This is a genomic window from Planotetraspora kaengkrachanensis, assembly GCF_016862895.1.
Taxonomy (GTDB): domain Bacteria; phylum Actinomycetota; class Actinomycetes; order Streptosporangiales; family Streptosporangiaceae; genus Planotetraspora; species Planotetraspora kaengkrachanensis.
On record NZ_BONV01000049.1, the window covers coordinates 1 to 22,522 of the forward strand.

The 22,522-nt window shown below is 67.9% G+C and carries 29 protein-coding genes; 19 read left to right on the top strand and 10 right to left on the bottom strand.

Going from position 1 to position 22,522, the window contains the following annotated elements; translation table 11 throughout:
* From Pka01_RS36120 to Pka01_RS36150, 7 genes are all read left to right on the top strand, one after another.
* Positions 1–622: alpha/beta fold hydrolase (locus tag Pka01_RS36120; RefSeq protein WP_203887489.1), on the top strand; the 622-nt coding region annotated here is incomplete at its 5' end.
* A 288-nt stretch (positions 623–910) separates the two neighbouring features.
* Positions 911–2,047: a sensor histidine kinase gene (locus Pka01_RS36125; protein ID WP_203887490.1), complete on the top strand. Its 1,137-nt coding sequence runs from the start codon at positions 911–913 to the stop codon at positions 2,045–2,047.
* Positions 2,044–2,706, top strand: coding sequence for a response regulator (locus Pka01_RS36130; RefSeq protein WP_203887491.1), 663 nt, complete (start codon positions 2,044–2,046; stop codon positions 2,704–2,706). The genes Pka01_RS36125 and Pka01_RS36130 overlap by 4 nt, the downstream gene beginning before the upstream one ends.
* Before the next feature lie 83 nt (positions 2,707–2,789).
* Positions 2,790–3,503: an ABC transporter ATP-binding protein gene (locus tag Pka01_RS36135; protein WP_203887492.1), complete on the top strand. Its 714-nt coding sequence runs from the start codon at positions 2,790–2,792 to the stop codon at positions 3,501–3,503.
* Positions 3,497–4,288 (top strand): ABC transporter permease, encoded by a 792-nt coding sequence (locus Pka01_RS36140; RefSeq protein ID WP_203887493.1) that lies wholly within the window; start codon positions 3,497–3,499, stop codon positions 4,286–4,288. The genes Pka01_RS36135 and Pka01_RS36140 overlap by 7 nt, the downstream gene beginning before the upstream one ends.
* Positions 4,285–5,058, top strand: a complete 774-nt coding sequence (locus Pka01_RS36145; protein WP_203887494.1) for a hypothetical protein — start codon at positions 4,285–4,287, stop codon at positions 5,056–5,058. The genes Pka01_RS36140 and Pka01_RS36145 overlap by 4 nt, the downstream gene beginning before the upstream one ends.
* A 71-nt stretch (positions 5,059–5,129) precedes the next feature.
* On the top strand, positions 5,130–5,900 hold the full coding sequence (locus tag Pka01_RS36150; RefSeq protein ID WP_203887495.1) for a DUF4179 domain-containing protein: 771 nt from the start codon (positions 5,130–5,132) through the stop codon (positions 5,898–5,900).
* On the opposite strand, the gene Pka01_RS41685 is transcribed toward Pka01_RS36150, so the two are convergent.
* A complete protein-coding gene (locus Pka01_RS41685) occupies positions 5,800–6,162 on the bottom strand; it encodes a polymorphic toxin type 27 domain-containing protein (protein ID WP_203887496.1) in 363 nt (120 codons plus the stop codon). The genes Pka01_RS36150 and Pka01_RS41685 overlap by 101 nt on opposite strands.
* Positions 6,163–6,870 (bottom strand): hypothetical protein, encoded by a 708-nt coding sequence (locus tag Pka01_RS36160; protein ID WP_203887497.1) that lies wholly within the window; start codon positions 6,868–6,870, stop codon positions 6,163–6,165.
* Between the two features lie 100 nt (positions 6,871–6,970).
* Between Pka01_RS36160 and Pka01_RS36165 the strand changes: the two genes are divergently transcribed.
* From Pka01_RS36165 to Pka01_RS36180, 4 genes are all read left to right on the top strand, one after another.
* The gene (locus tag Pka01_RS36165; RefSeq protein ID WP_203887498.1) at positions 6,971–7,132 is read left to right on the top strand and encodes a hypothetical protein; all 162 of its coding nucleotides are present in this window, start codon (positions 6,971–6,973) and stop codon (positions 7,130–7,132) included.
* Positions 7,133–7,589: 457 nt separating this feature from the next.
* Entirely contained in the window at positions 7,590–7,946 is a 357-nt protein-coding gene (locus Pka01_RS36170; RefSeq protein WP_203887499.1) for a hypothetical protein, read from the top strand.
* A 27-nt stretch (positions 7,947–7,973) separates the two neighbouring features.
* The gene (locus Pka01_RS36175) at positions 7,974–8,468 is read left to right on the top strand and encodes a hypothetical protein (protein ID WP_203887500.1); all 495 of its coding nucleotides are present in this window, start codon (positions 7,974–7,976) and stop codon (positions 8,466–8,468) included.
* 87 nt (positions 8,469–8,555) lie between these two features.
* Complete coding sequence (locus Pka01_RS36180) at positions 8,556–8,708, top strand: hypothetical protein (RefSeq protein WP_239115994.1); 153 nt, start codon at positions 8,556–8,558, stop codon at positions 8,706–8,708.
* 238 nt (positions 8,709–8,946) lie between these two features.
* Here the strand turns inward: Pka01_RS36180 and Pka01_RS36185 are convergent, their stop codons facing one another.
* Positions 8,947–9,291, bottom strand: a complete 345-nt coding sequence (locus tag Pka01_RS36185) for a YidH family protein (RefSeq protein ID WP_203887502.1) — start codon at positions 9,289–9,291, stop codon at positions 8,947–8,949.
* A gap of 242 nt (positions 9,292–9,533) precedes the next feature.
* On the opposite strand from Pka01_RS36185, the gene Pka01_RS36190 reads away from it, so the two are divergent.
* Entirely contained in the window at positions 9,534–10,562 is a 1,029-nt protein-coding gene (locus Pka01_RS36190; protein ID WP_203887503.1) for a sulfite oxidase, read from the top strand.
* A gap of 36 nt (positions 10,563–10,598) precedes the next feature.
* Entirely contained in the window at positions 10,599–11,237 is a 639-nt protein-coding gene (locus tag Pka01_RS36195) for an HD domain-containing protein (RefSeq protein WP_203887504.1), read from the top strand.
* Between the two features lie 218 nt (positions 11,238–11,455).
* On the opposite strand, the gene Pka01_RS36200 is transcribed toward Pka01_RS36195, so the two are convergent.
* Entirely contained in the window at positions 11,456–11,878 is a 423-nt protein-coding gene (locus tag Pka01_RS36200; protein ID WP_203887505.1) for a hypothetical protein, read from the bottom strand.
* Between the two features lie 383 nt (positions 11,879–12,261).
* A complete protein-coding gene (locus tag Pka01_RS36205) occupies positions 12,262–12,660 on the bottom strand; it encodes a VOC family protein (protein WP_203887506.1) in 399 nt (132 codons plus the stop codon).
* Between the two features lie 91 nt (positions 12,661–12,751).
* On the opposite strand from Pka01_RS36205, the gene Pka01_RS36210 reads away from it, so the two are divergent.
* The 6 genes from Pka01_RS36210 (at position 12,752) to Pka01_RS36235 (ending at position 17,944) form a co-directional block, all read left to right on the top strand.
* Positions 12,752–13,741 (top strand): helix-turn-helix transcriptional regulator, encoded by a 990-nt coding sequence (locus Pka01_RS36210; RefSeq protein ID WP_203887507.1) that lies wholly within the window; start codon positions 12,752–12,754, stop codon positions 13,739–13,741.
* Positions 13,742–13,902: 161 nt separating this feature from the next.
* Positions 13,903–14,583 carry an arsenate reductase/protein-tyrosine-phosphatase family protein gene (locus Pka01_RS36215; protein WP_203887508.1) on the top strand — a complete coding sequence of 227 codons (681 nt, stop codon included), beginning with the start codon at positions 13,903–13,905 and terminating at the stop codon, positions 14,581–14,583.
* A gap of 80 nt (positions 14,584–14,663) precedes the next feature.
* The gene (locus Pka01_RS36220; RefSeq protein WP_203887509.1) at positions 14,664–15,422 is read left to right on the top strand and encodes an MIP/aquaporin family protein; all 759 of its coding nucleotides are present in this window, start codon (positions 14,664–14,666) and stop codon (positions 15,420–15,422) included.
* A 12-nt stretch (positions 15,423–15,434) separates the two neighbouring features.
* Complete coding sequence (locus tag Pka01_RS36225) at positions 15,435–16,085, top strand: arsenate reductase ArsC (RefSeq protein WP_203887510.1); 651 nt, start codon at positions 15,435–15,437, stop codon at positions 16,083–16,085.
* Positions 16,086–16,113: 28 nt separating this feature from the next.
* Positions 16,114–16,518, top strand: a complete 405-nt coding sequence (locus Pka01_RS36230) for an arsenate reductase ArsC (RefSeq protein WP_203887511.1) — start codon at positions 16,114–16,116, stop codon at positions 16,516–16,518.
* 4 nt (positions 16,519–16,522) lie between these two features.
* Complete coding sequence (locus tag Pka01_RS36235) at positions 16,523–17,944, top strand: FAD-dependent oxidoreductase (RefSeq protein WP_203887512.1); 1,422 nt, start codon at positions 16,523–16,525, stop codon at positions 17,942–17,944.
* Here Pka01_RS36235 and Pka01_RS36240 read toward each other — a convergent pair.
* The 5 genes from Pka01_RS36240 to Pka01_RS36260 are packed head-to-tail and all read right to left on the bottom strand — an operon-like array spanning position 17,907 to position 22,354.
* A complete protein-coding gene (locus Pka01_RS36240; RefSeq protein ID WP_373318230.1) occupies positions 17,907–19,007 on the bottom strand; it encodes an ArsO family NAD(P)H-dependent flavin-containing monooxygenase in 1,101 nt (366 codons plus the stop codon). The genes Pka01_RS36235 and Pka01_RS36240 overlap by 38 nt on opposite strands.
* A gap of 37 nt (positions 19,008–19,044) precedes the next feature.
* Positions 19,045–19,392 carry an ArsR/SmtB family transcription factor gene (locus Pka01_RS36245; RefSeq protein WP_203887514.1) on the bottom strand — a complete coding sequence of 116 codons (348 nt, stop codon included), beginning with the start codon at positions 19,390–19,392 and terminating at the stop codon, positions 19,045–19,047.
* Between the two features lie 12 nt (positions 19,393–19,404).
* The gene (locus tag Pka01_RS36250) at positions 19,405–20,655 is read right to left on the bottom strand and encodes an MFS transporter (protein WP_239115968.1); all 1,251 of its coding nucleotides are present in this window, start codon (positions 20,653–20,655) and stop codon (positions 19,405–19,407) included.
* The gene (locus Pka01_RS36255; protein WP_203887515.1) at positions 20,652–20,927 is read right to left on the bottom strand and encodes a hypothetical protein; all 276 of its coding nucleotides are present in this window, start codon (positions 20,925–20,927) and stop codon (positions 20,652–20,654) included. Before Pka01_RS36255 ends, Pka01_RS36250 begins: the two co-directional genes overlap by 4 nt.
* A 26-nt stretch (positions 20,928–20,953) precedes the next feature.
* Positions 20,954–22,354 (bottom strand): FAD-dependent oxidoreductase, encoded by a 1,401-nt coding sequence (locus Pka01_RS36260; protein ID WP_203887516.1) that lies wholly within the window; start codon positions 22,352–22,354, stop codon positions 20,954–20,956.
* Positions 22,355–22,522: the final 168 nt, after the last annotated feature.

Genomic DNA, 22,522 nt, shown 5'->3' on the forward strand with positions numbered 1-22,522 from the left:
CCCGGCGGGCTCCAGGGGTGGGCTCCGGCTGTGGACGGAGCAGGCCGCGGGCCTGATGGATGCTCTCGGTGTCGAGCACTACGCCGTGGTGGGCCACTCCATGGGCGGTGCCGTGGCGCTGGCGTTGGCGGCCGCGCGTCCCCAGCAGGTCACCCGTGTCGTGGCGGTCTCGACGATGGGCGCCCCCGGGGCGCCGCTGTCCGCCGAGCTCGACGCGGTCTGGGCCGCCCCCGCCGGCCCGCTCGGGGCACGAGACATGTTGAGTCGCCTCGTCCTCGACCAAGCGCTCGTGACCGAGTCGGCCGTCGCTGCCCGTGCAGCTGCGATGCGAGCGGGGGCGGCCGCATTCGCATCGTTGTTCCCTCCGCCTAGGGCACGTTGGGCCGACGAGCTCACCCTCTCGGCGCAAACGCTGGCAGGGGTCCGCGCGCCCGTGCTGCTCGTCCACGGCGCCGAGGACCGAGTCACCCCGCTCGGGACGGCAGCCCTGCCCCTGCTCGAACACCTGGCCGATGTCCGTCTGCACGTGCTCGGCCGATGCGGGCACGTGCCGGCGCTCGAGCATCCGCACGACTTCGTGCGACTCCTGTCGTGCTTCCTCGGCCGGGAACGAGGTCACTGATTGCTGCGACAGGTCCGCAGCCCGTGCTCAAGCAGATCAGCATGAAGCACGCGTGATCCGCATGCAGCTGGGTCTTGGGTTGCTTCGCCGTCCGGACACGCCTGCTCGCTAGTCTGTCCAGGATGGTACGCGTTACCGGACGGGAGCACAGGTGTGGCTGCTAGGCGTCATGGCCTGCCGCCGGTTTCCACCCGTGATCAGAACCTGCGGCCGCGACTCGACGAGCACCACTACGACGCCCTGTCGTGAGCCGGCTGACGTGCTGGTCGCCCTGGAAGGGATGGGTTGATGGGGCGAGCTTCCGGCGAGGGAGGCACGGCGGTGGGGCTACGGCGGCTGCTCGTGGATGCGGCGGCGGCGTCGGTGAACGTCGGGGTGTTCTGGCTTCCTCCGATCACCGATGTGGCCGGCACGTGGCGCTCGGCCGCCGGACTGGTCCTGGCCGCGGTCACGGCGGCGGCGGTGCTGCTGCGCTGGCGGTTACCGGTGTTCGCGGCGCCGGCCGCCGGCGCCGCGACCGTGGCGGCGAGCCTGCTGGGGGTGTGCCAGGATCCGATGCTCGCCACCGCCTGGTGCTCGTACGCGCTAGCACTGACGCACGCGTCGCGGGTTCGATGGTTCATGCTCGTCGTCGCCGGTACCGTCGCGGTCCTGGCAGCCGTGACAGGCGTCCCGCAAGGGAGCCTGGGCGGCTCCGGGCAGCGTCTGGTGATCGCGGCCGCCGCGTTGAGCGGGTCGTGGTTGCTGGGAGTCGCCGTTGGGAGGCAGCTCGAGTCCGTCGCGGAGACCGAACGTGCCCGGGCGGCCGAGCACGCCGTCCGCGTGCAACTCGATGTCGCCCGGGACGTGCATGACGTCGTGGGGCACGCGCTCGCGCTGATCAGCGCCGAGGCCGGGGTGACGCGGGGCCTGTCGAACGCCCGCGAGCAGGAGCTGCGTGACGCGCTCGCCGGCATCGAGGGGCACGCGAGGTCGGCGTTGGAGGACGTACAGTCACTTGTCTGCTCGCTCCGGGCGGACCGCGCGGACACAGCCGCGCTTGAGCCGGGCATCTCGCAGCTGCCCGCGCTGGTCGGCGCCATGCGTGCCGCGGGAGTGCGCGTCGATGCGCGGATCGCGGCGCCCAGTCAGGTGGACGAGGCCGTGGCAGTGGTGGCGTTCCGAATCGTTCAGGAGGCGTTGAGCAACGTGGTACGGCACGCGGCGGGTGCCGCCTGCACCGTGGAACTCCATCCGGACGGCGAGATGCTCGTCGTGCGTGTGCGCGACGACGGCCCCGGGACGGAGGAGGAGGGCGTGTCCGGGTTCGGGTTGAGGGGGATGCGGGAGCGGGCGCGGCTGGCCGGCGGCACCGTGGCCTGGCGGAACATGCCCCGCCGAGGCTTCGAGGTGGAGGCCCGCCTGCCGCTGGGACGTGCGGGATGACGACGCCTGTCAGCGTGTTCCTGGCCGACGATGACGGCCGGTTCCGTGCCGTGTATCGGAAGCTGTTCGACCGCACCGAGGGTTTCCGCGTCGCAGGGGAGGCGGGTGACGGCGAGGAGGCGCTGCGGCTGATCCGCGCGCTGGAGCCCGACGTGGCCTTGCTCGATGTGCAGATGCCGGGCGGCAGCGGGCTGGAGGTGGCCCGTCGCGTCCTCGGGGAGGCGACGGACACCCGGGTGATCGTGCTGACCACTTTCGACCTCGACGAGTACGTTCACGAGGCCCTGACCTTGGGCGCTTCGGGGTTCCTGCTGAAGAACGCGTCGCCGCAGGAGGTGCTCCACGCGGTTCGCGCGGTCCACGTCGGCAATGCCATGCTCGCGCCCGAGGTCACCGCGAGGTTGATGCGCCAGTTCGCCCCGAGGCGATCGCGGCATCGGCACGCGTTCGCGGACGTACGGCTCTCCGAGCGGGAGGTGCAGGTGATCCGGCTGGTCGCGCGTGGGCATTCGAACCAAGAGATCGCCGACGAACTCTTCCTGAGCCTGGAGACCGTACGCACCTATCTCAAGCGCACGTTCGCCAAGCTCGACGTGAACGACCGCACCCAACTGGCCGTCCTCGCCCATGAAGCAGGACTGCTGTACGAGTCCCGCTGAGGTGTCCACTTTCGGGGGACGCGGCCCGGCGCCTCGGCACCGCAGGCTGGAGGAAATCTTCAGCGAGACGGACAGGGTGCCTGGTGATCGAGATCAAAGGGCTCAGTAAGCACTATCGGAACAACAGGGCGGTCGACGACATCACGTTCACCGCGGAACCCGGGCACGTCACGGGGTTCCTCGGCCCGAACGGGGCCGGTAAGTCCAGCACGCTGCGCATCCTGCTCGGCCTGGACGCTGCCACCAGCGGGCAGGCGCTGATCGGCGGGAAGCGCTACCGAGACTTGCGGCATCCGCTGCGCACGGTCGGCGCCTTGCTCGACGGCGCGGGGCCGGTGCCCGAGCGCCGCGCGATCGATCACCTGTCGTGGATCGCTCAGTCGAACCGTATCTCCCGCGGACGGGTGCGGGAGGTACTCGACCTCGTCGGCCTGGGAGAGGCGGCGAGGAGACGGGTGAAGAAGTACTCGCTCGGCATGAAGCAGCGGCTGGGGATCGCGGCGGCGTTGCTCGGCGAGCCGGAGGTCCTCATCCTTGACGAACCCGTGAACGGACTGGACCCGGACGGCATCCGCTGGGTCCGTACCTTTCTCCGGGATTACGCGGCCGCAGGCCGTACTGTGCTGTTGTCGAGTCATCTCATGACGGAAATGGCCGGCACCGCCGATGCTGTGGTGATCATCAACCGCGGTCGTGTCGTCAGCCAGGGCTCGCTGGCCGAGGTCACGGCCGGCCATGCCACGCTGGAGACCGCGTTCTTCGCCCTCACCGGCGACCGGATCGGACCGCGATGGTGAACGCGACCCGGGCGGAACTGACCAAGATCCGCACACTGCCCGGGGCGTTGATCGTCACCGGCGCCATCCTCGCCCTGCACGTGCTGGTGCAGCTCCAGACCACCGGGCTCTTCGCCGATGCGGTGGCGAACATCACCCCCGATGGCATCATCGAGGTCTTCATCGGGGAGCCCCAGCCGGCGAATGAGGCGATCCTCGGTCTCCTGGCCGGAGGTTCGCTGCAGATGGGCCTGTTTCTGCCCGTGCTCGCCGCCGTGATCGCGGGTCAGGAGTTCCGCTCGCGACAGCTCGGCGTGACCGTGCTCGCCATGCCGCGCACCGTTCGCCTGCTGACCGCGAAGCTGCTCGCCACGGCGCTGTACGTGCTCGTCGTCGCGATCCTCATCGCGGGGATCAGCACCGCGTTCATGTACGTCGCCGTCAAAGGCTGGAACCCCGGACTGCTCGTCAGCGGCGAGGCCCTCCTCGTGCATATCCGGTTCATCGCCTTCGCGGTCCTGTTCTGCCTCACCGGGTCCGCCATCACGACGGTCGCGCGTCACACCCTGACCGGCATCATCGTCACCGTGGCACTGATCGCCGTCACGATGACGCAGGTCCTGGCCGGGTCCGCGCCGGATCTGGACGCGCTGTTCCCGCTCAGCGCGGCCAGGAACCTCATACTCGATCCCGGACTAAACGAACTTACGGCCGGCCGGGAACACGGCCTGCTCGTCCTTGTCGGATGGGCCGTCGCGACCGCCGTCGCCGCGGAGATCACGCTCGGCAAGAGGGACGTGCGATGAGCGCTCCGGCACCCACTCGCAAGCCCCGGCCGGTGGCGGCCGTCCGATTCGGCGACATCCTGGCCGCCGAACGCATAAAGATCATCACTCTCCCCGCCGCCTGGTTCGCCATGGCCGTCGCGTCCGGCGCCGGCACCCTGCTCGGAATCATCGCGGCCACCGATGCCGTCCGTATCGCCGGGCCAGGCGGTCCCATCCCCGTCGCCCGGCTCGGCACCCTCCTGCTCGCACCGGCCTACGCGTTCGTCTCGATCGCGGTCTTCGCGGCCGGAAGCGAGTACCGCGGCGGTCAACTGCGCGTCAGCCTCGCCGCCGCCCCCGACCGCAACCGCCTGTTCGCCGCCAAACTCACCGTCAGCGCCACGCTCAGCCTTGTCGCGTCGATACCAGCCGTCCTGCCGGGCTACGTCCTGCAGCACTCCGCGGCGGTTCACGCCTGGGAGCGGGGAGCCTTCGTGGGTTTCCTGGCGCTCATAGCCGCTTATCTCCTGCTCAGCCTCATCGGCCATGGTTTCGCGGTCATCGCGAAGTCGGCCATCACTCCCCTAGCCGTGCTCTTCATCGCACCGTTTCTCATCTCACCGGCCTTGCGGAGCATCCTGCCGCAGGTGGTGCGGTTCCTGCCGCACGAGGCAGCCTTGAGCCTGCTCAAGCTACCCGTCGATCCTGCCACAGCACTGGGCCCGCGCGCCGGGTTACTCGTGTTGGCTGCCTGGGCGGCCGCGTCGGTCGCCGCCGCTTGGACAGTTTTCGTACGCGCAGAAAGCTAGCCGCCAACCGTTCTCCGGCCCGATGGCAGCCCCGTGTCATCCGACCGCCGACTACCACCTGGGAGGAACACGTGCCCTTGATCCGACGGCAAGGGAGACGCCGGTGGATCGCGGTCGCCGTCGCCGCGATCCTCCTCACCGCCGCCGCGGTGCTGACAGCGATCGCCTTCCCGTCCATCGCGGCCACCACCTGCCCTGGCTGCTACGGCCTGCAGCGGCTGCAGCCCGGCCTGTACGCCGAACCGGGCCTGTCACCAGCGCGACGCCGGCACGTGATCGCGACGGTCGCGCAGGCCGACCAGCGGATACGCACCTTCTTTGGAGGACGGGAAAGCTCTCCGGACATCCTCGTGTGCCTGTCCGAAAACTGCTACCGCAGGATCGGCGGAGGCCACGAACGCGGCGTCGCCGTACTGGACCGAGCGGTGATGCTGTCGCCGCGCGGTGCCGATCCCGTGATCGCCGCGCACGAACTGACCCACGTGGAACTGCACGCCCGCCTCGACGGTGCCGACGTCCCGCAGTGGTTCGACGAAGGTCTGGCCGTCCTGGTCAGCGAAGATCCCCGCTACCTCGCGCCGACCGGCGACCGCTGCCTGGCCGACTCCCACCGCCCCCTCCCGGCCACGATCGAGGACTGGCTGCGCGCGGCGTCAGGGGATCCCCGGCTGTACGCCGAAGCCGCCTGCCAGGTGAGTCGCTGGGCGAGCACGAACGGTGGGAACGCGGCCGTACGAACCCTCATCGAACGGCTGTCAACAGGACAGGCCTTCCCGCACATCCCCTACCAGCCACCCCGCCCCGGAAGTCGATCGAATCCCATCGACGCGATCCAACCTTGACCGCCCGCCTGAGGTCCGTCAGCTCCCACGCAGCTCCGAGGCCGTTGGCGTTGTCCGCCGCCAGCTCCCAGCTGTTGAGCACGTCGTTGTCATCGGCCCGCTTCAGCAGGATCTCGGGCCTCCTCGTCGTCGCTATCCATGCAAGATGAACGACGAGGACGACAGAGCTTCCCGGGCCAGATCGCGTACCTGCGGGGGGAGGTCGTGCGCCATGCCCGACCCGTACCCGCTCGAACGCATGTTCTAACAACAAACGGGCCACTCACACACCCGCGAAGGTCACGCCACCCTTTTCGTCGATGTGGACGCGCCTGTCGACCCATTCGAACCCGTAACCGTCGTTCTCGCAAAACGCATTGATCAGCTGGCAACGGTACTCAGTGTCCTGGCCGGGCTTGGCAGTGAAGAGGGCCGGGATCTGGTCGCATCGCCCCTCATACTTGTCCCGCATTCCCGCCAACTGGAAGGCGAACCCCTCGTAGACCGAACGGGCCGTATGCACGCTTGCCAGCGGCTGCGAGGTGTACGTGTAATCCAGGCCGCCGGGCATTACCGCCTGTTCGGTGCCCGTGATCTCCACAACCCACGGGACCTCGACCCCCTCGTAGGTCACGGTGCAGCGGGTGGTGAACCCGACGCGCCCGACGACGTCTTCGTCGCACCGGCCGGCATCGGTCTCGCCTATAGCGCCCGCCATGGCCAGCGTCTTGTGACGCAGGCCGACAAGCACCTGTTCGGTGTAGGAGGGATGGCCACCAGGGACCGGCACGGCCGCATTGATCTCATCCCCAGACAGCCCGGCAAATCGACCGGGCTGAATCTTGATGGGCCGTTCCTTCCCTGCGATCGCCGATGGCTCCGGGGAGGGCTTGGACAGATCACAGCCGCCGTCGGCGCAACCAGGGGTTAACAGCGCAGCGGCCAAAACCAGGACGAGAGAACGCTTCATACCGCTGTTGTACAGCAGCACGCCAGGCAGGGGTGGCTGCAAAATGTTCGCGCTCCGCGCTGGCGTTTCTGACCGCGCTGGTGCACCCGCGACCGGCCGCACCTCCCATACCCCCGACCTGGTGTACGCGCTCGGGGAGGTCCTGAACCGGGGGCCCAGGTTCCCGCGCACGTCGGTGTTCCTGTCGACCATGCCGGACTCGTTCGCCAAGGGGCAGGTCGGGACGTTCATCCGCCGCCGCTTCCCCCGCCCCTGCCGGTACGAGAAGAACGGGAGGCCGTGATGTCGTTGCAGGTCTCCCCGTGTGAGCCGTGGCCGGTCGACCTCTGTTGCACCCTGGCCGACGACCTCGACCCCGCCGTCATCGAACGCTGGCGGAAGGTCGCCACCCAGGTGCTGTGGGCGCTGTCCGGGCGGCGCCGGGGCCCTCGTGCCCGATCACCGTCCGGCCATGCCGGCGGGCCTGCCTGGACTCGGCGCCGCTCAACTACGTCAACTCGGGCAGCGCGGGGCCGTGGGTCCCGCACATCGGCGCCGACGGGGCGTGGCGCAACGCCTCGATCTGCGGGTGCCTGTCGGACGCTCGTGCGGCGAGCTGTGCAGGTCTACCTGCCCGGGCCGGTGCACGACATCGTCGAGGTCACCGTGGACGGGACGGCGCTGGTGCCGGAGGCGTACCGGGTCGACGTCCCGGCACGCTTGTGCGGACCGATGGGGAGTGCTGGCCGACGTGCCAGGACGTGGCCGCACCGGTCGGGCAGCCGGGCACGTTCGCCGCCACCTACCGGTACGGCCTGCCCCTGGACGAAGCCGCCCTGGCCGCCGTAAGTGAGCTGACGTGCCAGCTGGTGCTGGCGTGCCTGCCGCCCGGGACGAAGGGCTGCGACACCTGCCGCCTGCCCGGCAACGTCACGAAGGTCATCCGCCAGCGGGTGCGGGTCGAGATGGCCGACCCGACGACGATCTTCGCGGAGGGGCGGACCGGGCTTCCCGTCGTCGACCTGTGGCTGCAGACCGTGGATCCGGATCGGCTGCATTCGCCGTCCCGCGTGTACAGCCCCGACTTCCGGAGGCCGCGGGTGCAGATATGGCCCTGAATCCGCTGCCCGCTGCACGACCTGACCATGTCGTTGCTGGCGTGCGTCTGCCACGCCCTCGAAGTGACCGCCGAGGAGGTGGAGGGGCAGCCGGGGTGTCCATACAGGTCCTGCGTCGTCGCCGGCGCCGTGGCGTGGGACGGCTGCAGCGACCCGTGCTCGAACGACGCCGCGGGCGGGCAGCTCACCGTGTCGGTGGCCCGCATGTATCCGTCGTCGACGTTCCCGACCAAAGACCAGACGGTCCGTGGTCTGCGGGGCTGCCCGCAGGTGTCGACGACCGCGGCGGAGTTGGTGGTGACGCCGCTGCGGTGCGCCCCCACGGTCGACGAGCGGGGGTGCCCGCCGTCGTGTGAGGAGTTTGAGGCGGCGGCCCGGGTCCCGCGGGTCGACGCCGTCACCGTCTACAACGCCGTCCTGTGCTGCCTGCCGACCACCGCCGGCAGGCGGGGGCGCCAGTTCGTCATGGGGCAGCAGCGGTTCCTCGGCCCGGAGGGCGGATCGGCATCGACCAGCGGGTGACCGTCGCCCTGCCTGGGTGCGCGCCCCGCCTCAGGCCTGGAATTCAAGGTCAAAATGCACGATCTTCGCCACGCACACGCCTCCTGGCTGCTGGCTGGCGGCGCCGACCTCCAAGTCCTCAAAGAACGCCTCGGCCACGGCAGCATCTCCACGACAGAGAAATACCTTCACACCCTCCCCGACGCCGACGACACCGCCCTCGACGCTCTCGCCCGAACCCGCTCACGCTCCCGGCGCTGATCAAGCAGCGCCACATTGACCGTTTCGGTCGCCTGATCGAGACGGAAAGCCGCAACGTCGTTAGCGCCCCGACCGTCCGCCTTTCTGGCGTAGCGTTCGCCCTGCTCACCCGCCGGAGTTGTGAGTGGAGGGGTGCCGACGGTGCCCAACGTGTGGCTGCGTTGGTGGACGTTGCCGTCAGCGTTGCCGTCATCCACGCCGTCGAAACGGACCGTCGCAGACAGTGCTGGATGATGTATCAGCGAACGAGCAGTACCAGTGCGATGAAGGCTGCGAGCACGAGGACCATGGCTGCAGCGACTGGCCCGTGAGTGCTGGCTCCGATGATGACGCGGCCCCGCGTGATTTCCTGATTCAACGCACGGTAGCGGATGGTGGCGTAGCCAAAGCCAGCGATTGCCGCGCATACGAGCACACCGCCTGCGGCAAATGCGTAGACCTCGTTGTGTGAGCCGAACTTCGCCGCTCCCAGACCGAAGGCCATCATGGCCAAGCACGTCCGCATCCAGGCGAGGTAAGTGCGCTCGTTGGCCAAGTGCTCGCGAACCCGGAGATCGCCGGCTGAGATGGACGACTCGTTCACCGGTTAGGCACTCCCCGTCCGACCGATTGGGCCCTCTTTGCGACCCGTTCAGGGCAAGCCGTAATCCGCTAGGGCACGATGATACAAGAGGTCATGCCAGGTGGGGGCCTCGGGAAGAGGCTCAAGCCAGTCGTGGGAGGCGATGCACCTTGAGTGGTCCCCTACGCGGAAGCGAGCCTGATCATCCCTCACCGGACGGGGTCAGAGAACGAAAAGTCGTCAAGCCGACTCCCCCCGAGCTCATGGAGGACGCCGGGACCGGTCTGGACTACGGGATTCGGCCGGACCGCACGCCTGGCTACATCACCCCGATCGACCGCTTCTTCCTTCGCAGCCACGCACCGACCCCCCATCTGGACGCGGCGAGCTGGTCGCTCCGGATCGAAGGAAGTGGGGTACGCGAGCCGATCACCTACACCTACGCCGATTTGTGGGATCACTTTCCGCTTATCTCAATGGTCCGAACGATCGAGTGCGCCGGTAACCGCCGTGTGCTGTTCGGCGAGGAGTACGGACGCAAGTTCGAGGGAACCCAGTGGGGCCGCGGCGCGATCAGCACTGCCGAATGGACCGGCATCCGGTTGCGCGACCTGCTCGAACCGGCGGGGATCACCCCAAGAGCCCGCGAGGTCATGCCGGAAGCGCTCGACGAGATCCAGGCCCGCCGGCCCATGCCGCTGACCAAGGCGCTTGCCGACGACACCCTGCTCGCGCTGGCCATGAACGGCGAGACGCTGCCGCTCGATCATGGGTACCCGGCTCGGGTCGTGGTGTCCGGATGGCTCGGTGCCGCCAGCATCAAGTGGGTGGGCCGGATCGAAGTCTCCGAACATCCGCTGTACGTTCCGTGGAACACCGAAGACTACGTACTGATCGGTCCGGACTACCCTCCGCAGGCGCCCTCACTCGGTATGCCGATCACCGGCATACCGGTGGCGAGCCTGGTGGAACTGTCCTGGCCGGCACGGCTGCGGCCGGTACCGCAAGTCATCCGGGGGCGTGCGTTCGCGGGAGAGAATCAGGTCACGGCGGTCGAATACCGCATCGACGAGGGTTCCTGGCAGGAGGCGTCCCTGGCTCCGCCGAAGATACCGGGCGCGTGGGTACGCTGGCAGTTCAGTTGGGATCCCGAACCCGGCGATCACACCATCCGGGTACGCGCCACCGACGACCAGGGCCATACCCAGCCTGACACCGTCCCATGGAATGACCTGGGCTACTGCTACCACCCGGTGCTGGCCCACCCCATCCGAGTCGAATCCACGACCTGAGGCCTATCAGGGCTCGGAGAACAGGCGGGCGAACTCATGACCGAAATCATCGCAGGGGTGGAGGTTCCCGAGACGGCGGCGGTCGCCGAGGCCACCCGCCACATCCGGGAGATGACCAGCCCCCTCATCTTCCATCACTCCCGGCGCGTCTTCTTCTTCGCCGCGCTTCACGCTCGCGAGGTCGGTCTGCGGCCGGACCCGGAGCTGCTCTACCTGTCCGCCATTTTCCACGACCTCGGCCTGCTGACGCCCTTCTCCGACGTGGAGCAGCGCTTCGAACTCGATGGCGCCGACCACGCACGCAAGTTCCTGCTCGACCGCGGTTTTCCGGCCACGGCCGCCGACGTGGTCTGGGAGGCGATCGCGCTGCACAGCACGCCGGGGATTCCCAGCCGGATGGGCCCGGAGATCGCCGCCACGCACCACGGCGTGCTGACCGACGTGCAGGGCGTGGGCTTGGACAAGCTGGATCGTGGCCTGGTGGACGAGATCACCGCTGTTCATCCGCACGGCGACTTCAAGAACGGGTTCCTGCAAGCCCTTCTCGAGGGAACCAGAGACCGCCCGGACACCACCTACGGCACCATAAGCGCGGACGTATTGGTGCACTTCATTCCCGGTTTCCGTCACGTCAGCATGGTCGAGCGCGTCATGGGTTCGGCCTGGCCGAGCTGATCGGAACATCGAAGTGATCAAATACCCACAGGGAGCAGCGTGGTGAGACAGGGCGCTCCTCGTCACCACCTTGGACGAGGTCCCGCATCCATGGTTCTGACACTTGCGACCTTGGCGATGATGGCGCAAACGTGCACCGAAGAGCGAGGCTAGGCATCCCCGGAAGTCACCCAGTTTGACACTCACTCGGCGGCGACAGGTGTCGGTACGGGGTCACATCACGCGGTCACCGGCTCCGCACCTCGCCTTAATGAGGAAGGCCGGCGCTCCCGTGCCTTGCCCCACTGCGTACGGCTACGCTCAGCAATGATCAGGCTGACCCCCATGGCTGCCGCCACCGGCCATTCGATCACCTCGAACGCGGCCAGAGCACCGAGAGCGCCGCAGTAAACGAGGTGATCCGGTTGCAGAACCCACCGGGTGGTGCCCGCCACGGTGCCCGCCACGGTGCCGACCACATTTCCGACCTGCTGACGGTTCGGCGGGTGGACATTGAAGTGGAGCATCGGCAGGTCCAGCGTGAGGCCGCGCCTTTGACCGTCGTGCTTCACGACCGGTCCTCCGGCCTTCTGCTTCTCGGGCTCGCGCTTCCCGCTCCTCGCCACCCTCGGCTTGCGAGCGCGCGGTGTGGGCTCGGTCATGACTCCTCCTCTAACGAGTTGGAGCTTCGGTTCAAGTGATACGTATCGTTCCAGGTACGGCCTTGGATTCCTGTAACCCCTTCCTGGACATGCGGGTCCCAAACCCCCGCAGTCGCAAAGGATGAGCTTGCGGCCCCAGCTCTTCATACCGATTAGAACGCCCGTTCGAGTGGATAGCGGTGAGGTGTGACGCATGACCTCCCTCCACGGGTCCGCGACCTAGGTGTGGTGTCTCAGGACATTGGTTCCACGAGGTCCTCGATGGTCAGCTGCTGAGGGAAGGTGTCGAGTGCCCCCTGCTGTCGGCTCTCCTGGACTTGCCGGACGCGTTCATCGGGAGCCCTGGGATCTCAGGGCTCCCGCGTGAGCAGCTGTGCGTGGCGTCAACGTGCGAACTTTTCGATGGCTGCCGGGGTGACGGGGGTGAAGAAGTTGACGAGGTTGCCGTCGGGGTCACGGAACAGCAGCGACCGGTTGCCCCAGGGCATCGTGGTGGGCTCGGTGACGAAGTCGGTGACGAAGCCGGTCAGGTTCTGGTGAATGCGGTCCACGTCGTCGACGAGGAACTCAGTGATCACGCTCTGGTTGTCCGCTGGACGGGCAGAGCCCGGGGCGAACAGCGGGATGGTGCGGGTACCAGCGATCGCGAGGGTGGCGTTGGGGGTCTTGAGTTCGGCGAAATCCTCGGTGGCCCACATCGCCTGCACGCCTGTGGCTCGCTCGTAGAACTCGACGAGACGTGCAACGTCGCTGGTAATGATGCGGATCGAGACGAAGTCCATGGTGATCTCCTTGGCAGATGGAATCGCTGCACGTCGCAGACTAGGAGAAATAGTGGACAGAATCGGTCCTGTATTCGCGTAGGTTGTGCACATGCCTCGACCTACCGGCCGCGTGCTGACACTCCTGGAGTTGCTGCAGTCGGGCGGCACTCGGACGGTGGCCGAACTCGCCGACCGACTCGCCGTTGATGGGCGCACCGTGCGGCGGTATGTGGACCAACTGATCGACCTTGACGTACCCGTGGAGTCGGTGCGCGGCCGCTACGGCGGGTACCGGCTCGCCCCCGGGTACCGTTTGCCTCCGCTCATGCTCAGCGACGACGAGGCGCTGGCCGTGATGCTCGGCCTGGTCGCCGGCCGGCGAGCAGGGGTAATAACGGCAGGTCACACCGCGAGCGAGACGGCCTCGGCCAAGATCCGGCGGGTGCTGCCCAAGCACATCGCCCGCCGGCTCGACACGCTCCTGGAATCCCTCGCCTTCACGGATCAGGCCGGCGAGTTCGCCACCCCGGACGCCGGGGTCCTGCTCACCATCGCCGATGCGGTACACCACCGCCGACCGGTCTCGATCAGATACACCGACCGGGACGGCCGGCGCAGCGAACGCACGCTGCACGCGTACGGGATCGTCGCCCATTCGGGCCGGTGGTACGTCACGGGCACGGACCCCGAGATCGGCGAGGACCGAACCTTCCGGCTCGATCGCATCACAGACGCACGGACCCTGCCCGGCTCATTCGAGGCGCCCGTGGGTCCCGATCCGGCACAGCGCGTGTTGTCAGGGTTCGCCACGGCTGAGTACCGGCACGAGGTGACTTTGCGGATCCACGGGACAGTTGAGCAGATCCGCGCCCACCTCCCCGCCAGCGTCGCGAGCCTGGAGGAGCACGCGCCCACGGCAGACAAGGACCGGGCGACCGAGCGTTGGCTGCGCGTCCAGCTACGGGCGGAGCGGCTCGACTGGTTGCCTCCGCTACTCGCCTCACTCGACCGTCCGTTCGTCATCGAGCGCCCCGATGAACTGCGCAACCTCGTCATCGCGCTCGCCCAACGCCTCGCGTCCCACGCCCGCCAAGCCTGACAGCGAGGAACCAATGTCATGAGATGGCACAACTAGGCACAGCGCACACCGCTGGCCACAGTTCGCGCTCGTCGGCCAGACGCACTCACGCACAAACCCTTCATCCGCCGGCAACCTCCCAGCCATTGACGCGAACCCATAGCTCCACGAATATTGAGTCAATGAACACTGACTCGGTATGCAATCTGGATGCCAGGGCGCGAGTGCATGCGGCGCTCGGCGACCCGAGCCGGTTGTCGATCGTGGACAGACTGGCTCTTGGGGACGCTTCTCCGGGAGAGATCGGCCGGCTCCTGGGCTTGCCGACCAATCTGCTCGCCCACCACGTGAAGATCCTTCAGGAGGCCGGGGTGGTGGAGCGCCAGCGGTCGGAGGGTGACCGGCGGCGCACCTACCTTCGGCTGGTTCCGAGGACCCTGGCTGAACTGCTGCCCTCGACTTACCGGCAGGCTCCGCGCGTGGTGTTCGTCTGTACCCACAACTCCGCCCGATCCCAGCTCGCCGCCGCGCTCTGGGTCCGCAAGAGCTCAGTTCCTGTCGCCTCGGCCGGCACACAGCCGGCTGAACGCGTCCACCCGCAAGCGGTCGGCGTCGCCCGCCATCACGGTCTGACGCTGGACAAGGCACACACCGCTCATCTGGACGCGGTCGTACGACCGGACGACCTGGTCGTCGCGGTCTGCGACTCCGCGCACGAGGACCTGGGCGGCGGCGACCATTTGCACTGGTCGGTCCCTGACCCGGTCCGCAGCGGAACCGACGACGCCTTTGAACGGGCCTTCGCCGACATCGCCGACCGGATCGACCGGCTCGCCCCCGCAGTCCACCTCCCGAAGGAGTAAGCCGTGCCCCGGCCCCGTGTTCGCCACGGTCTGTCAGCCGACCGACAGCCCACCCAGCCTGCCGCTTCCCAGGTGGGCCGATGAACCTTCCGCGTCGCGCGCTCGCCGAATTCCTCGGCACCGCGCTCCTGGTGGCCATCGTCGTCGGTTCCGGAATCATGGCCCAGACCCTGTCCCCCGGGAACATCGGTCTGCAGTTGCTGGAGAACTCGACCGCGACAGTCTTCGGGCTGGGTGTGCTGATCGCCGTGCTTGGCCCGATCTCGGGTGCCCATTTCAACCCCGTGGTGTCTCTAGCCGACTGGTGGCACGGCAGGCGAGATGCCTCTGGTCTCCCGCCGAAGAACGTGGCGATCTACATCGTCGCCCAGGTAGCCGGGGGCATCGGCGGATCGATCCTCGCCAACGCCATGTTCGCCAAGCCCGCGGTCTCCTGGGCAACCACCGATCGTTCCGCACCGCATCTTTGGATAGGCGAGATCGTCGCGACAGCCGGCCTGATTGTGGTCATCTTCTGTCTGGTGCGGGCAGGTCGTGCCGCGTACGCGCCGGTCGTGGTGGCCTCCTACATCGGAGCGGCCTACTGGTTCACCTCCTCCACCAGCTTCGCCAACCCCGCAGTCACGATCGGCCGGATCTTCTCCGACTCCTTCGCGGGCATCGCACCCTCCTCCGTGCCAGGTTTCCTGGCCGCCCAACTGGTCGGAGGCATCGTGGGCCTGCTGCTGGTCGCCGGGCTCATGGGCCAGACACCCGCCACGCAACAGCCACCATCCGCACAAAGCTCGTCGCCGGAAACCTCGGCAAATGGCCAGATCACCGACCACAGCCTCACCTGAGAGGAACCCCCCATGGACGAGCCGGACAACGTCTACTCCCCCGAGACCGACAAGGTGCTCGAACGCGTAGCCGAGCGACTGGCCGTGCGTTTCGTCGGCAACTTCTCGACGGAGACGATCATCCGGTATCTGCGTGAGTCCTACGTGGCGCTCTACCGGACTGCGAGGGTGAAGTCACACCTTCATGTGCTCGCCGAGAGATTCGCGAACGACCGGCTGACTGCCCTGGCACAGGCGCAAGGGTTCATCCCCAAGGCCGTACCCGAGGTGCTGTTCGTGTGCACGCACAACGCCGGGCGCTCGCAGATGGCCGCCGCGCTGCTGGAGCACCACGCCAACGGGAAGGTCGGCGTCCGGACGGCCGGCTCTGAGCCCGCCTCCGACATCGAACCGACCGTGGTGGAGGCGCTGGCCGAAATCGGCCTGGACGCCTCCGCGGAGTTCCCCAAGCCTCTGACCGACGACGTGATCCGCGCCGCCGACGTCATCGTCACCATGGGCTGCGGAGACGCCTGCCCTATCCATCCTGGTAAGCGGTACCTGGACTGGACCCTGCCTGACCCGCACGGCAAACCGCTCGACGAGGTCCGCGCGATCCGCGACCAGGTCGACGCCCACGTACGCGAGTTGCTGGACGAGCTCACCCTCTCCACGACCCGCTGAACATACGCACCACTGAAAAGGGACTTCCATGACCGACAAGCCCAGCGTCCTGTTCGTCTGCGTCCACAACGCGGGACGATCCCAAATGGCCGCCGGATGGCTCACCCACCTGGCCGGCGATCGCATCGAAGTCCGATCCGCGGGCTCGGCCCCGGCCGAGAGCGTCAACCCCGTCGCCGTCGAGGCGATGAAAGAGGTCGGGATCGACATCACCGCGGAGACCCCGAAGATCCTCACAACCGAGGCCGTGGAGGCATCCGACGTTGTGATCACCATGGGCTGCGGCGACGCCTGCCCCATCTTCCCGGGCAAGCGCTATGAGGACTGGGTGCTCGAGGACCCGGCCGGTCAGGGCATCGAAGCAGTGCGCCCGATTCGCGACGAGATCCAGGACCGCGTGCAGAAGCTGATCGCGGAACTGGCTGGGAACTGACCGCGTGGACCTGCTGGTCATCGGGGGAAGCGACGCCGGCGTCACGGCCGCCCTCCGCGCGCGGGAGCTGGCTCCCGACGTGGAGGTCACGGTGGTCGTGGCCGACGAATACCCGAATTACTCCATCTGCGGCATCCCGTACCACGTCTCGGGAGACGTGCCCGATTGGCGGTCCCTCGCCCATCGAACACGGGCGGACCTGGAGGCCACGGGTATGCGTCTGCGGCTGAACGAGACCGCGGTCTCCATAGACCCGGCCGCCCACGTCGTACAAACACGAAGCAGCGACGGCGACCTGCGGCAGATCGGCTACGACAAGCTGATCATCGCCACTGGCGCGGTCCCCGTCCGGCCGCCCATTCAGGGCCTCGACCAGTTGGGTGCCGCTGACGGCGTGCACGTACTGCACTCCATGGACGACACCTTCGCTCTCACCGATGACCTGGACAAACGCCGTCCGGCCACTGCGGCGATCATCGGAGCGGGCTACATCGGGGTGGAGATGGCAGAAGCGCTGTCCGCCCGAGGCCTACGTGTCACCGTGTTCGAGCAGTTCTCCCAAGTCCTGCCGAACACGCTGGATCCAGCGCTTGCCAAGCTGGTGGAAACCGAACTGGTCGGCCACGGCGTCGAAGTGCTGACGGGCGTGTCAGTCGGCTCAGTCGTCCGCGACTACGTCCCTGGCGGTGTGCTCCTGTCATGCTCGGACAGTTCGACGCGGCGTGCTGATGTGGTGCTCGTGGTGACAGGCGTCCGCCCCGAGACCTCGCTTGCCGCTGCCTCCGGCGCCGGACTGGGCGTGCGCGGGGCCATCATCGTCGATGAGCGCATGCGGACGAGCGTTCCGGACGTGTACGCCGCGGGCGACTGCGTGCACACGCATCATCGATTGCTCGACTCCCCGGTCTACCTCCCTCTGGGCACGACCGCGCACAAGCAGGGGCGCGTCGCCGGAGAGAACGCCATCGGCGGTGACGCGGCCTTCGCCGGTGTCTGCTCCACCCAGGTCGTCAAGGTCTTCGACACCGTCGTCGCCGCGACCGGATTCCGCGACAGCGCGGCTCGCGACGCCGGGTTCGCACCGCTCACCGTCGCCGGCGTCTTCGATGATCACAAGGCGTACTATCCGGGTTCGACCCCCGTGCACGTCGCCATCACCGGCGATCGCAAGACGGGCCGGCTCTTGGGCGCACAGTTGGTGGGACGTCTCGGGGCGGAGATCTCCAAGCGCGTCGACACCTTCGCAACCGCGATCACCTACGTGGCGAGCGTCGCGGACGTCGGTGACCTCGATCTGTCCTACACCCCACCGCTCGGCAGCCCCTACGACGCGGTACAACTCGCCACCCAGGCGTGGACACGAGCCGTACGGTCGCCCACACGACACGTCAACCCGCGCGAGGGCCGTCCGTCGTCCGCGTTGTAGATCTCGTTGGATGCCCCATGATCTCGGCCACGGTTGCTCTGGCGGTGCGGCTGGCTCCGATCAAGGTTGCTGAGGCCGGCCCGGTCCAGTCGCCGTAGCCCAGCAGGTGGAGGCGCGGCTCGGTGAGTGCCCGTGTTCCCTCGGTGGCCACCAGGCCGTTGTGGCGGCGGAGGCGGAGCGGAGACAGGTGAAGGAGGGCGGGCCGGAAGCCGGTGCACCACAAGATGGCGTCGCACGACTGTTCGGTTCCATCGCGCCAGGCAACACCGGTGCGCGTGATTCGGGCGAACATCGGCTCGGCCTTGAGCGCACCTCGGTCGCGGGCGTCGCGGACTGAGGGAACGGCGACGATGTCCCCCAGGTCGCTGATCGATGTGCCGGTTTCACCGACGGCCAGGGCATGTTGGCGACGAGTGGCGAGGTCGAACAGGGCTTTTCCGTCAATGGCGTCGGGAAGCAGCCGGGGAGGTCGCCGGGTGACCCAGGTCGTGTTGGCGACGGTGGACAGTTCGGCGAGGATCTGGGCGGCGGAATTGCCTCCACCGACGATGATCACGTTTTGGCCCTGGAAAGGCTCTGGCCCGCTGTAGTCCGCGGTGTGGAGTTGTTGCCCGCCGATGTCACCTCTGCCGGGGTAATGGGGGATGTAGGGGCGCCACCAGGTGCCCGTCGTGCTGATCACGTATCGCCCGTGCCAGGTACCGGTGTCAGTCTCAACGAGCAAGCCGTCGTCTTCCCGGCGCACGGCACGCACGGTCACTGGGCGGATCACTGGCAGGTCGTAACGCTGTTCGTAGTCGGTCAGGTAGCCGACCGCGTCGGCAGCGGTCGGGTAACCCCCGTGAGGAGTGGGCGGCATCATCCAGCCGGGCAGCGAACTGTACTGGGCCGGGGAGAACAACCGCAGGGACGGCCAGGCATGTCGCCACGCGCCGCCAGGCTTGTCCTGGGCGTCGAGGATGACAAAGTCAGCTCCGGCCCTGCGCAGGTAGAAGCCTGCCGCGAGGCCGGCCTGCCCTCCGCCGATGACCACTACGTGGGCCCGCTGGTGTGCGGTCACCACGTCCCTTCCGGGCGGGGGGCTGCGTCCGCCGCCGACATCAGGCGCTGACGGGTTCGGCCAACGGGGTGAACAGCTCGCCGAGCCGTGCCACTGCCGACGGGATCACCCAGTAGTAGACCCACGTGCCGCGCCGCTCGGAGCCGATGAGCCCGGCGGTGCGCAGCACCTTCAGGTGGTGGGAGATCGTCGGGGCCGTCAGGTCGAAACCGTCTGTCAGGTCGCACACGCACGCCTCGCCGCCGGCGTGGGAGCCGATCATGGACAGCAGGCGCAGCCGTACCGGGTCGGCGACCGCCTTGAGGAGCACTGCCAACTCAGCGGCGTCGCCCTCTGATAACGGCTCGCGTGCGATGGGCGCGCAGCACTGGCCTGTGAGGGCGGTCATGGCGAAGTCTCCCTAATTCGATGCCTGTCTAAACGATACGCGATGGTAGGCGAGCAGTGCGAATGCGGCCAGTACGCAGGTCGCCGCGACTGCAACCATGACCCAGCCGTATCCGGCAACGTGGGCTAGAGCTACTGCGCCGAGTGGGGCGGTCGCACTGGCGGCGATGGAGAACAAGGCGATGCGCCCGGCCAGTGTGGCGTAAGCGGAGGTGCCGTAGCGGGCGGCGAGCAGGTGCGGCTGCGTGATGGTCCCCACGCCGAAACCCAGGCCGAACAGCAGCACGCATCCGACCGCTCCCGGGACACTACGCCCGAGCAGCGGCAGGAGCAGCACGGCGAGTCCCTGCAGAACGAAGATGGCCGCGGCTATGACGGCGGCGGGTAGCAGTCGCTGGAGGCCTGTCGTGACCAGCCGCCCGGTCACCGATAGCACGCCGAGAAGTCCGGCCACCGTGGCAGCGAGGGCCGGGGCGTGGCCCAGATGGACGAGATAGGTGATCAAGAGGACGGCCATTATGGCAACGGCGGCTTCATGGGCGGTAAAGGTGATCGCCAACAGCCAGAAAGGCCGCTCACGGAACGCCGCACGCGCGAGTTGTGTTCTGCCGGTCGCTGATTCCGCGACATTCCCCGATGCCTGAGTGCGGCGCCGAAGCACCGTGGCGTGGAGCGGAATTGCCGTGATGCCGTACAAGAGGGCGAGGAGGACCAAGGCGTGGCGCCAGCCGTACCGGTCGACCAGCAGACCGGTCAACGGGAGGAAAATCGCGGAGGCGAACCCCGCGACTATGGTGAGCGCCAATAGCGCGTTCGCCCTGCTGCGGCCGTCGAACCAGCTGACCAGGACGGCGAAGGCCGGCTCGTACAACACCATCGCCGAGGCGACGCCGATCGCCGCGAAGACCGCATACAGCTGTGGCAGGTTGTCCACTCGCGACCAGGCCAGGACGGCGAGGGTGCCCAGTATCGATCCCGCCGTCATCAGTCCCCGGCCACCGCGCGCATCGAGCCACCGTCCGGCCAGCGGAGCGCACAGTGCGGTGGTCAGGACGGCGAGGGTGAATGCCGCCGCCACCTGGGTGCCGCCCGCCTGAAGGTCACGTTGCATTGGGGCAAGGAACACCGAGAAGGCGTAGTAGAGCACGCCGTACCCGATGGTCTGGGTGACGGCCAGGGCGGCGACGATCTCACGTCCTCGGCTGAAACGGGGCTGACCGCCGCCCCGCACAGTGGGGACGGCGGCCTGGGTGGTGGAGTTCACCCGCGTTCACCGGTGCAGGCGATGAGCTTGCGACCATCCTGCGTGGTGGTCGATCCGCTGCCGTGCTCCGCTTCGGCGATGAATCCCTGAGCGCGAAGACGCCAGGCCAGCGATCCCGCCATGCGGTGCATCGCCGCAGTGAAACCTGGGTTGGTGCTCGATCGCCTGGCAGCGACCAGGCGTTCACCCAAGTGCTCAGTGTCGAGTTGTCCGTGCCGGCAGATGAGGCGCAATGCCTCCTTCTGCGCGGCGGTGGGATATCCCTCCGACATCGCAAGGTCCCTTCGAGTGGTACGAGTCAGCCGCAGCAGCTGCCACCGGCATCGACACTGACCAGAGGCAGCGGCGTGGCCAGGAGACCCCCACTGATGCCGGTGGCCAGCCCGACCCGCCTCTCCTGCGCTTCCGCGAGGTCGGAGGAACAGACTCCGGTCTCCGGCAGATCGAGTTGCACCTCGCGAGCCGCCGCCCAATCGCCGGCCAGCGCGGCGACCACGGAGCGGACCTGCTCATAACCCGCGGCCATCAGGAACGTCGGCGCACGGCCGTAGCTCTTGACGCCGACGGCGTAGTAGCCGCTTTCCGGGTGGGACAGTTCGTCGACGCCGTGAGCGGGCACGGTGCCGCAGGAATGCTGGTTCGGGTCGATCAGCGGGGCGAGCTGCCGGGTGGATCCCAGGATCGGGTCGAGGTCCAGGCGCAGTTCGGACGCGATGGAATGGTCGGGGCGATAACCGGTGGCGGCCACGATCCGATCCACGGTCACGGCCTGCTCGGCACCGTAGGGATCTCTGCTGATCACCTCGACCGCTTCGCCGGTGACGTTGACGCGGTGGGTGTAGAAGCCGGTCAGCAATTCGATGGTGCCGTCCTCCACGAGTAGGCGCAGATGGGTGCCGAGCGCGCCGCGTGCCGGCAGCGCGTCCGCAGCGCCGCCGCCGTAGGTGCGCGTGGCATTGCCCGCACGGATCGCCCAGGTGATACGGGTGCCCGGGGCTTCTTCGGTCAGCTTCGCCAGGCCGAGCAGCGTCGTCGCGGCGGAGTGGCCGGCGCCCACGACCATGGTGTGCTTGCCCGCGTAACGATCACGGTCTGTGCCGAGCACATCGGGCAGCGCGTGGTCGACGATCGCGTCGTCCTCCCCGTATGCGGGCAGACCACTGGCGCCGAGCACGTTCGGGGTCATATACGTGCCGGAGGCATCGACGATCGCCCGCGCCTGCACCTCCTCGCCACTGTCGAGGCGAATCAGGAAGGGCACGTTCTCCCGGCCTGTGGTGCGGACGCGGTCATAGCCCAGACGGCTGATCGCGGTCACCCTCGCGCCAACACGTACCCGAGGGCCGAGCACCTTGGCCAGCGGGGACAGGTAGTCCTCAATCAGCTCGGCGCCCGTCGGCAGCCAGTCGGGATCCGGCGCGGACCAACCTTGGACTTCCAGCAGCCGGCGAGCCGCGTCGTCGATGTTGTACCGCCATGGACTGAAGACCCGTACGTGAGCCCACTGCGCGACTGACGCGCCCACCTGGGACCCAGCTTCAAGGACGAGGAAGTCCAGCCCGCGCTCGGCCAGATGTGCGGCGGCGGCCAGTCCGACGGGACCGGCTCCGATCACCACCACGGGAAAGGCACTCGCGTCCGCCTGGGACGCGAACTGCTCGATCTCGACGTCAGCCGGGCCGCAGCATGCACCGCTCATGGGTCATCTCCTACTGGTGCGTTGGTCTTCAGAGGCTGGCGGAGGGACAGAGCCCGCCACCACACAACCCTGAATAGACGTTTATCGAAGTAGCCGTCAGCAGTCTCCTTGATTGATTAGGGAAATGTCAAATTAGATGCGCATCTAATCAGTGGGCGCCGGACTGTC

Bases quoted from the DNA above. Each gene is read 5' to 3' on its own strand.
- Pka01_RS36125 (WP_203887490.1), top strand. From the start codon at position 911: ATGGGGCGAGCTTCCGGCGAGGGAGGCACGGCGGTGGGGCTACGGCGG.
- Pka01_RS36130 (WP_203887491.1), top strand. From the start codon at position 2,044: ATGACGACGCCTGTCAGCGTGTTCCTGGCCGACGATGACGGCCGGTTC.
- Pka01_RS36140 (WP_203887493.1), top strand. From the start codon at position 3,497: ATGGTGAACGCGACCCGGGCGGAACTGACCAAGATCCGCACACTGCCC.
- Pka01_RS36145 (WP_203887494.1), top strand. From the start codon at position 4,285: ATGAGCGCTCCGGCACCCACTCGCAAGCCCCGGCCGGTGGCGGCCGTC.
- Pka01_RS36175 (WP_203887500.1), top strand. From the start codon at position 7,974: ATGTCGTTGCTGGCGTGCGTCTGCCACGCCCTCGAAGTGACCGCCGAG.
- Pka01_RS36190 (WP_203887503.1), top strand. From the start codon at position 9,534: ATGGAGGACGCCGGGACCGGTCTGGACTACGGGATTCGGCCGGACCGC.
- Pka01_RS36195 (WP_203887504.1), top strand. From the start codon at position 10,599: ATGACCGAAATCATCGCAGGGGTGGAGGTTCCCGAGACGGCGGCGGTC.
- Pka01_RS36200 (WP_203887505.1), bottom strand. From the start codon at position 11,878: ATGACCGAGCCCACACCGCGCGCTCGCAAGCCGAGGGTGGCGAGGAGC.
- Pka01_RS36205 (WP_203887506.1), bottom strand. From the start codon at position 12,660: ATGGACTTCGTCTCGATCCGCATCATTACCAGCGACGTTGCACGTCTC.
- Pka01_RS36210 (WP_203887507.1), top strand. From the start codon at position 12,752: ATGCCTCGACCTACCGGCCGCGTGCTGACACTCCTGGAGTTGCTGCAG.
- Pka01_RS36215 (WP_203887508.1), top strand. From the start codon at position 13,903: ATGAACACTGACTCGGTATGCAATCTGGATGCCAGGGCGCGAGTGCAT.
- Pka01_RS36220 (WP_203887509.1), top strand. From the start codon at position 14,664: ATGAACCTTCCGCGTCGCGCGCTCGCCGAATTCCTCGGCACCGCGCTC.
- Pka01_RS36225 (WP_203887510.1), top strand. From the start codon at position 15,435: ATGGACGAGCCGGACAACGTCTACTCCCCCGAGACCGACAAGGTGCTC.
- Pka01_RS36230 (WP_203887511.1), top strand. From the start codon at position 16,114: ATGACCGACAAGCCCAGCGTCCTGTTCGTCTGCGTCCACAACGCGGGA.
- Pka01_RS36245 (WP_203887514.1), bottom strand. From the start codon at position 19,392: ATGACCGCCCTCACAGGCCAGTGCTGCGCGCCCATCGCACGCGAGCCG.
- Pka01_RS36255 (WP_203887515.1), bottom strand. From the start codon at position 20,927: ATGTCGGAGGGATATCCCACCGCCGCGCAGAAGGAGGCATTGCGCCTC.
- Pka01_RS36260 (WP_203887516.1), bottom strand. From the start codon at position 22,354: ATGAGCGGTGCATGCTGCGGCCCGGCTGACGTCGAGATCGAGCAGTTC.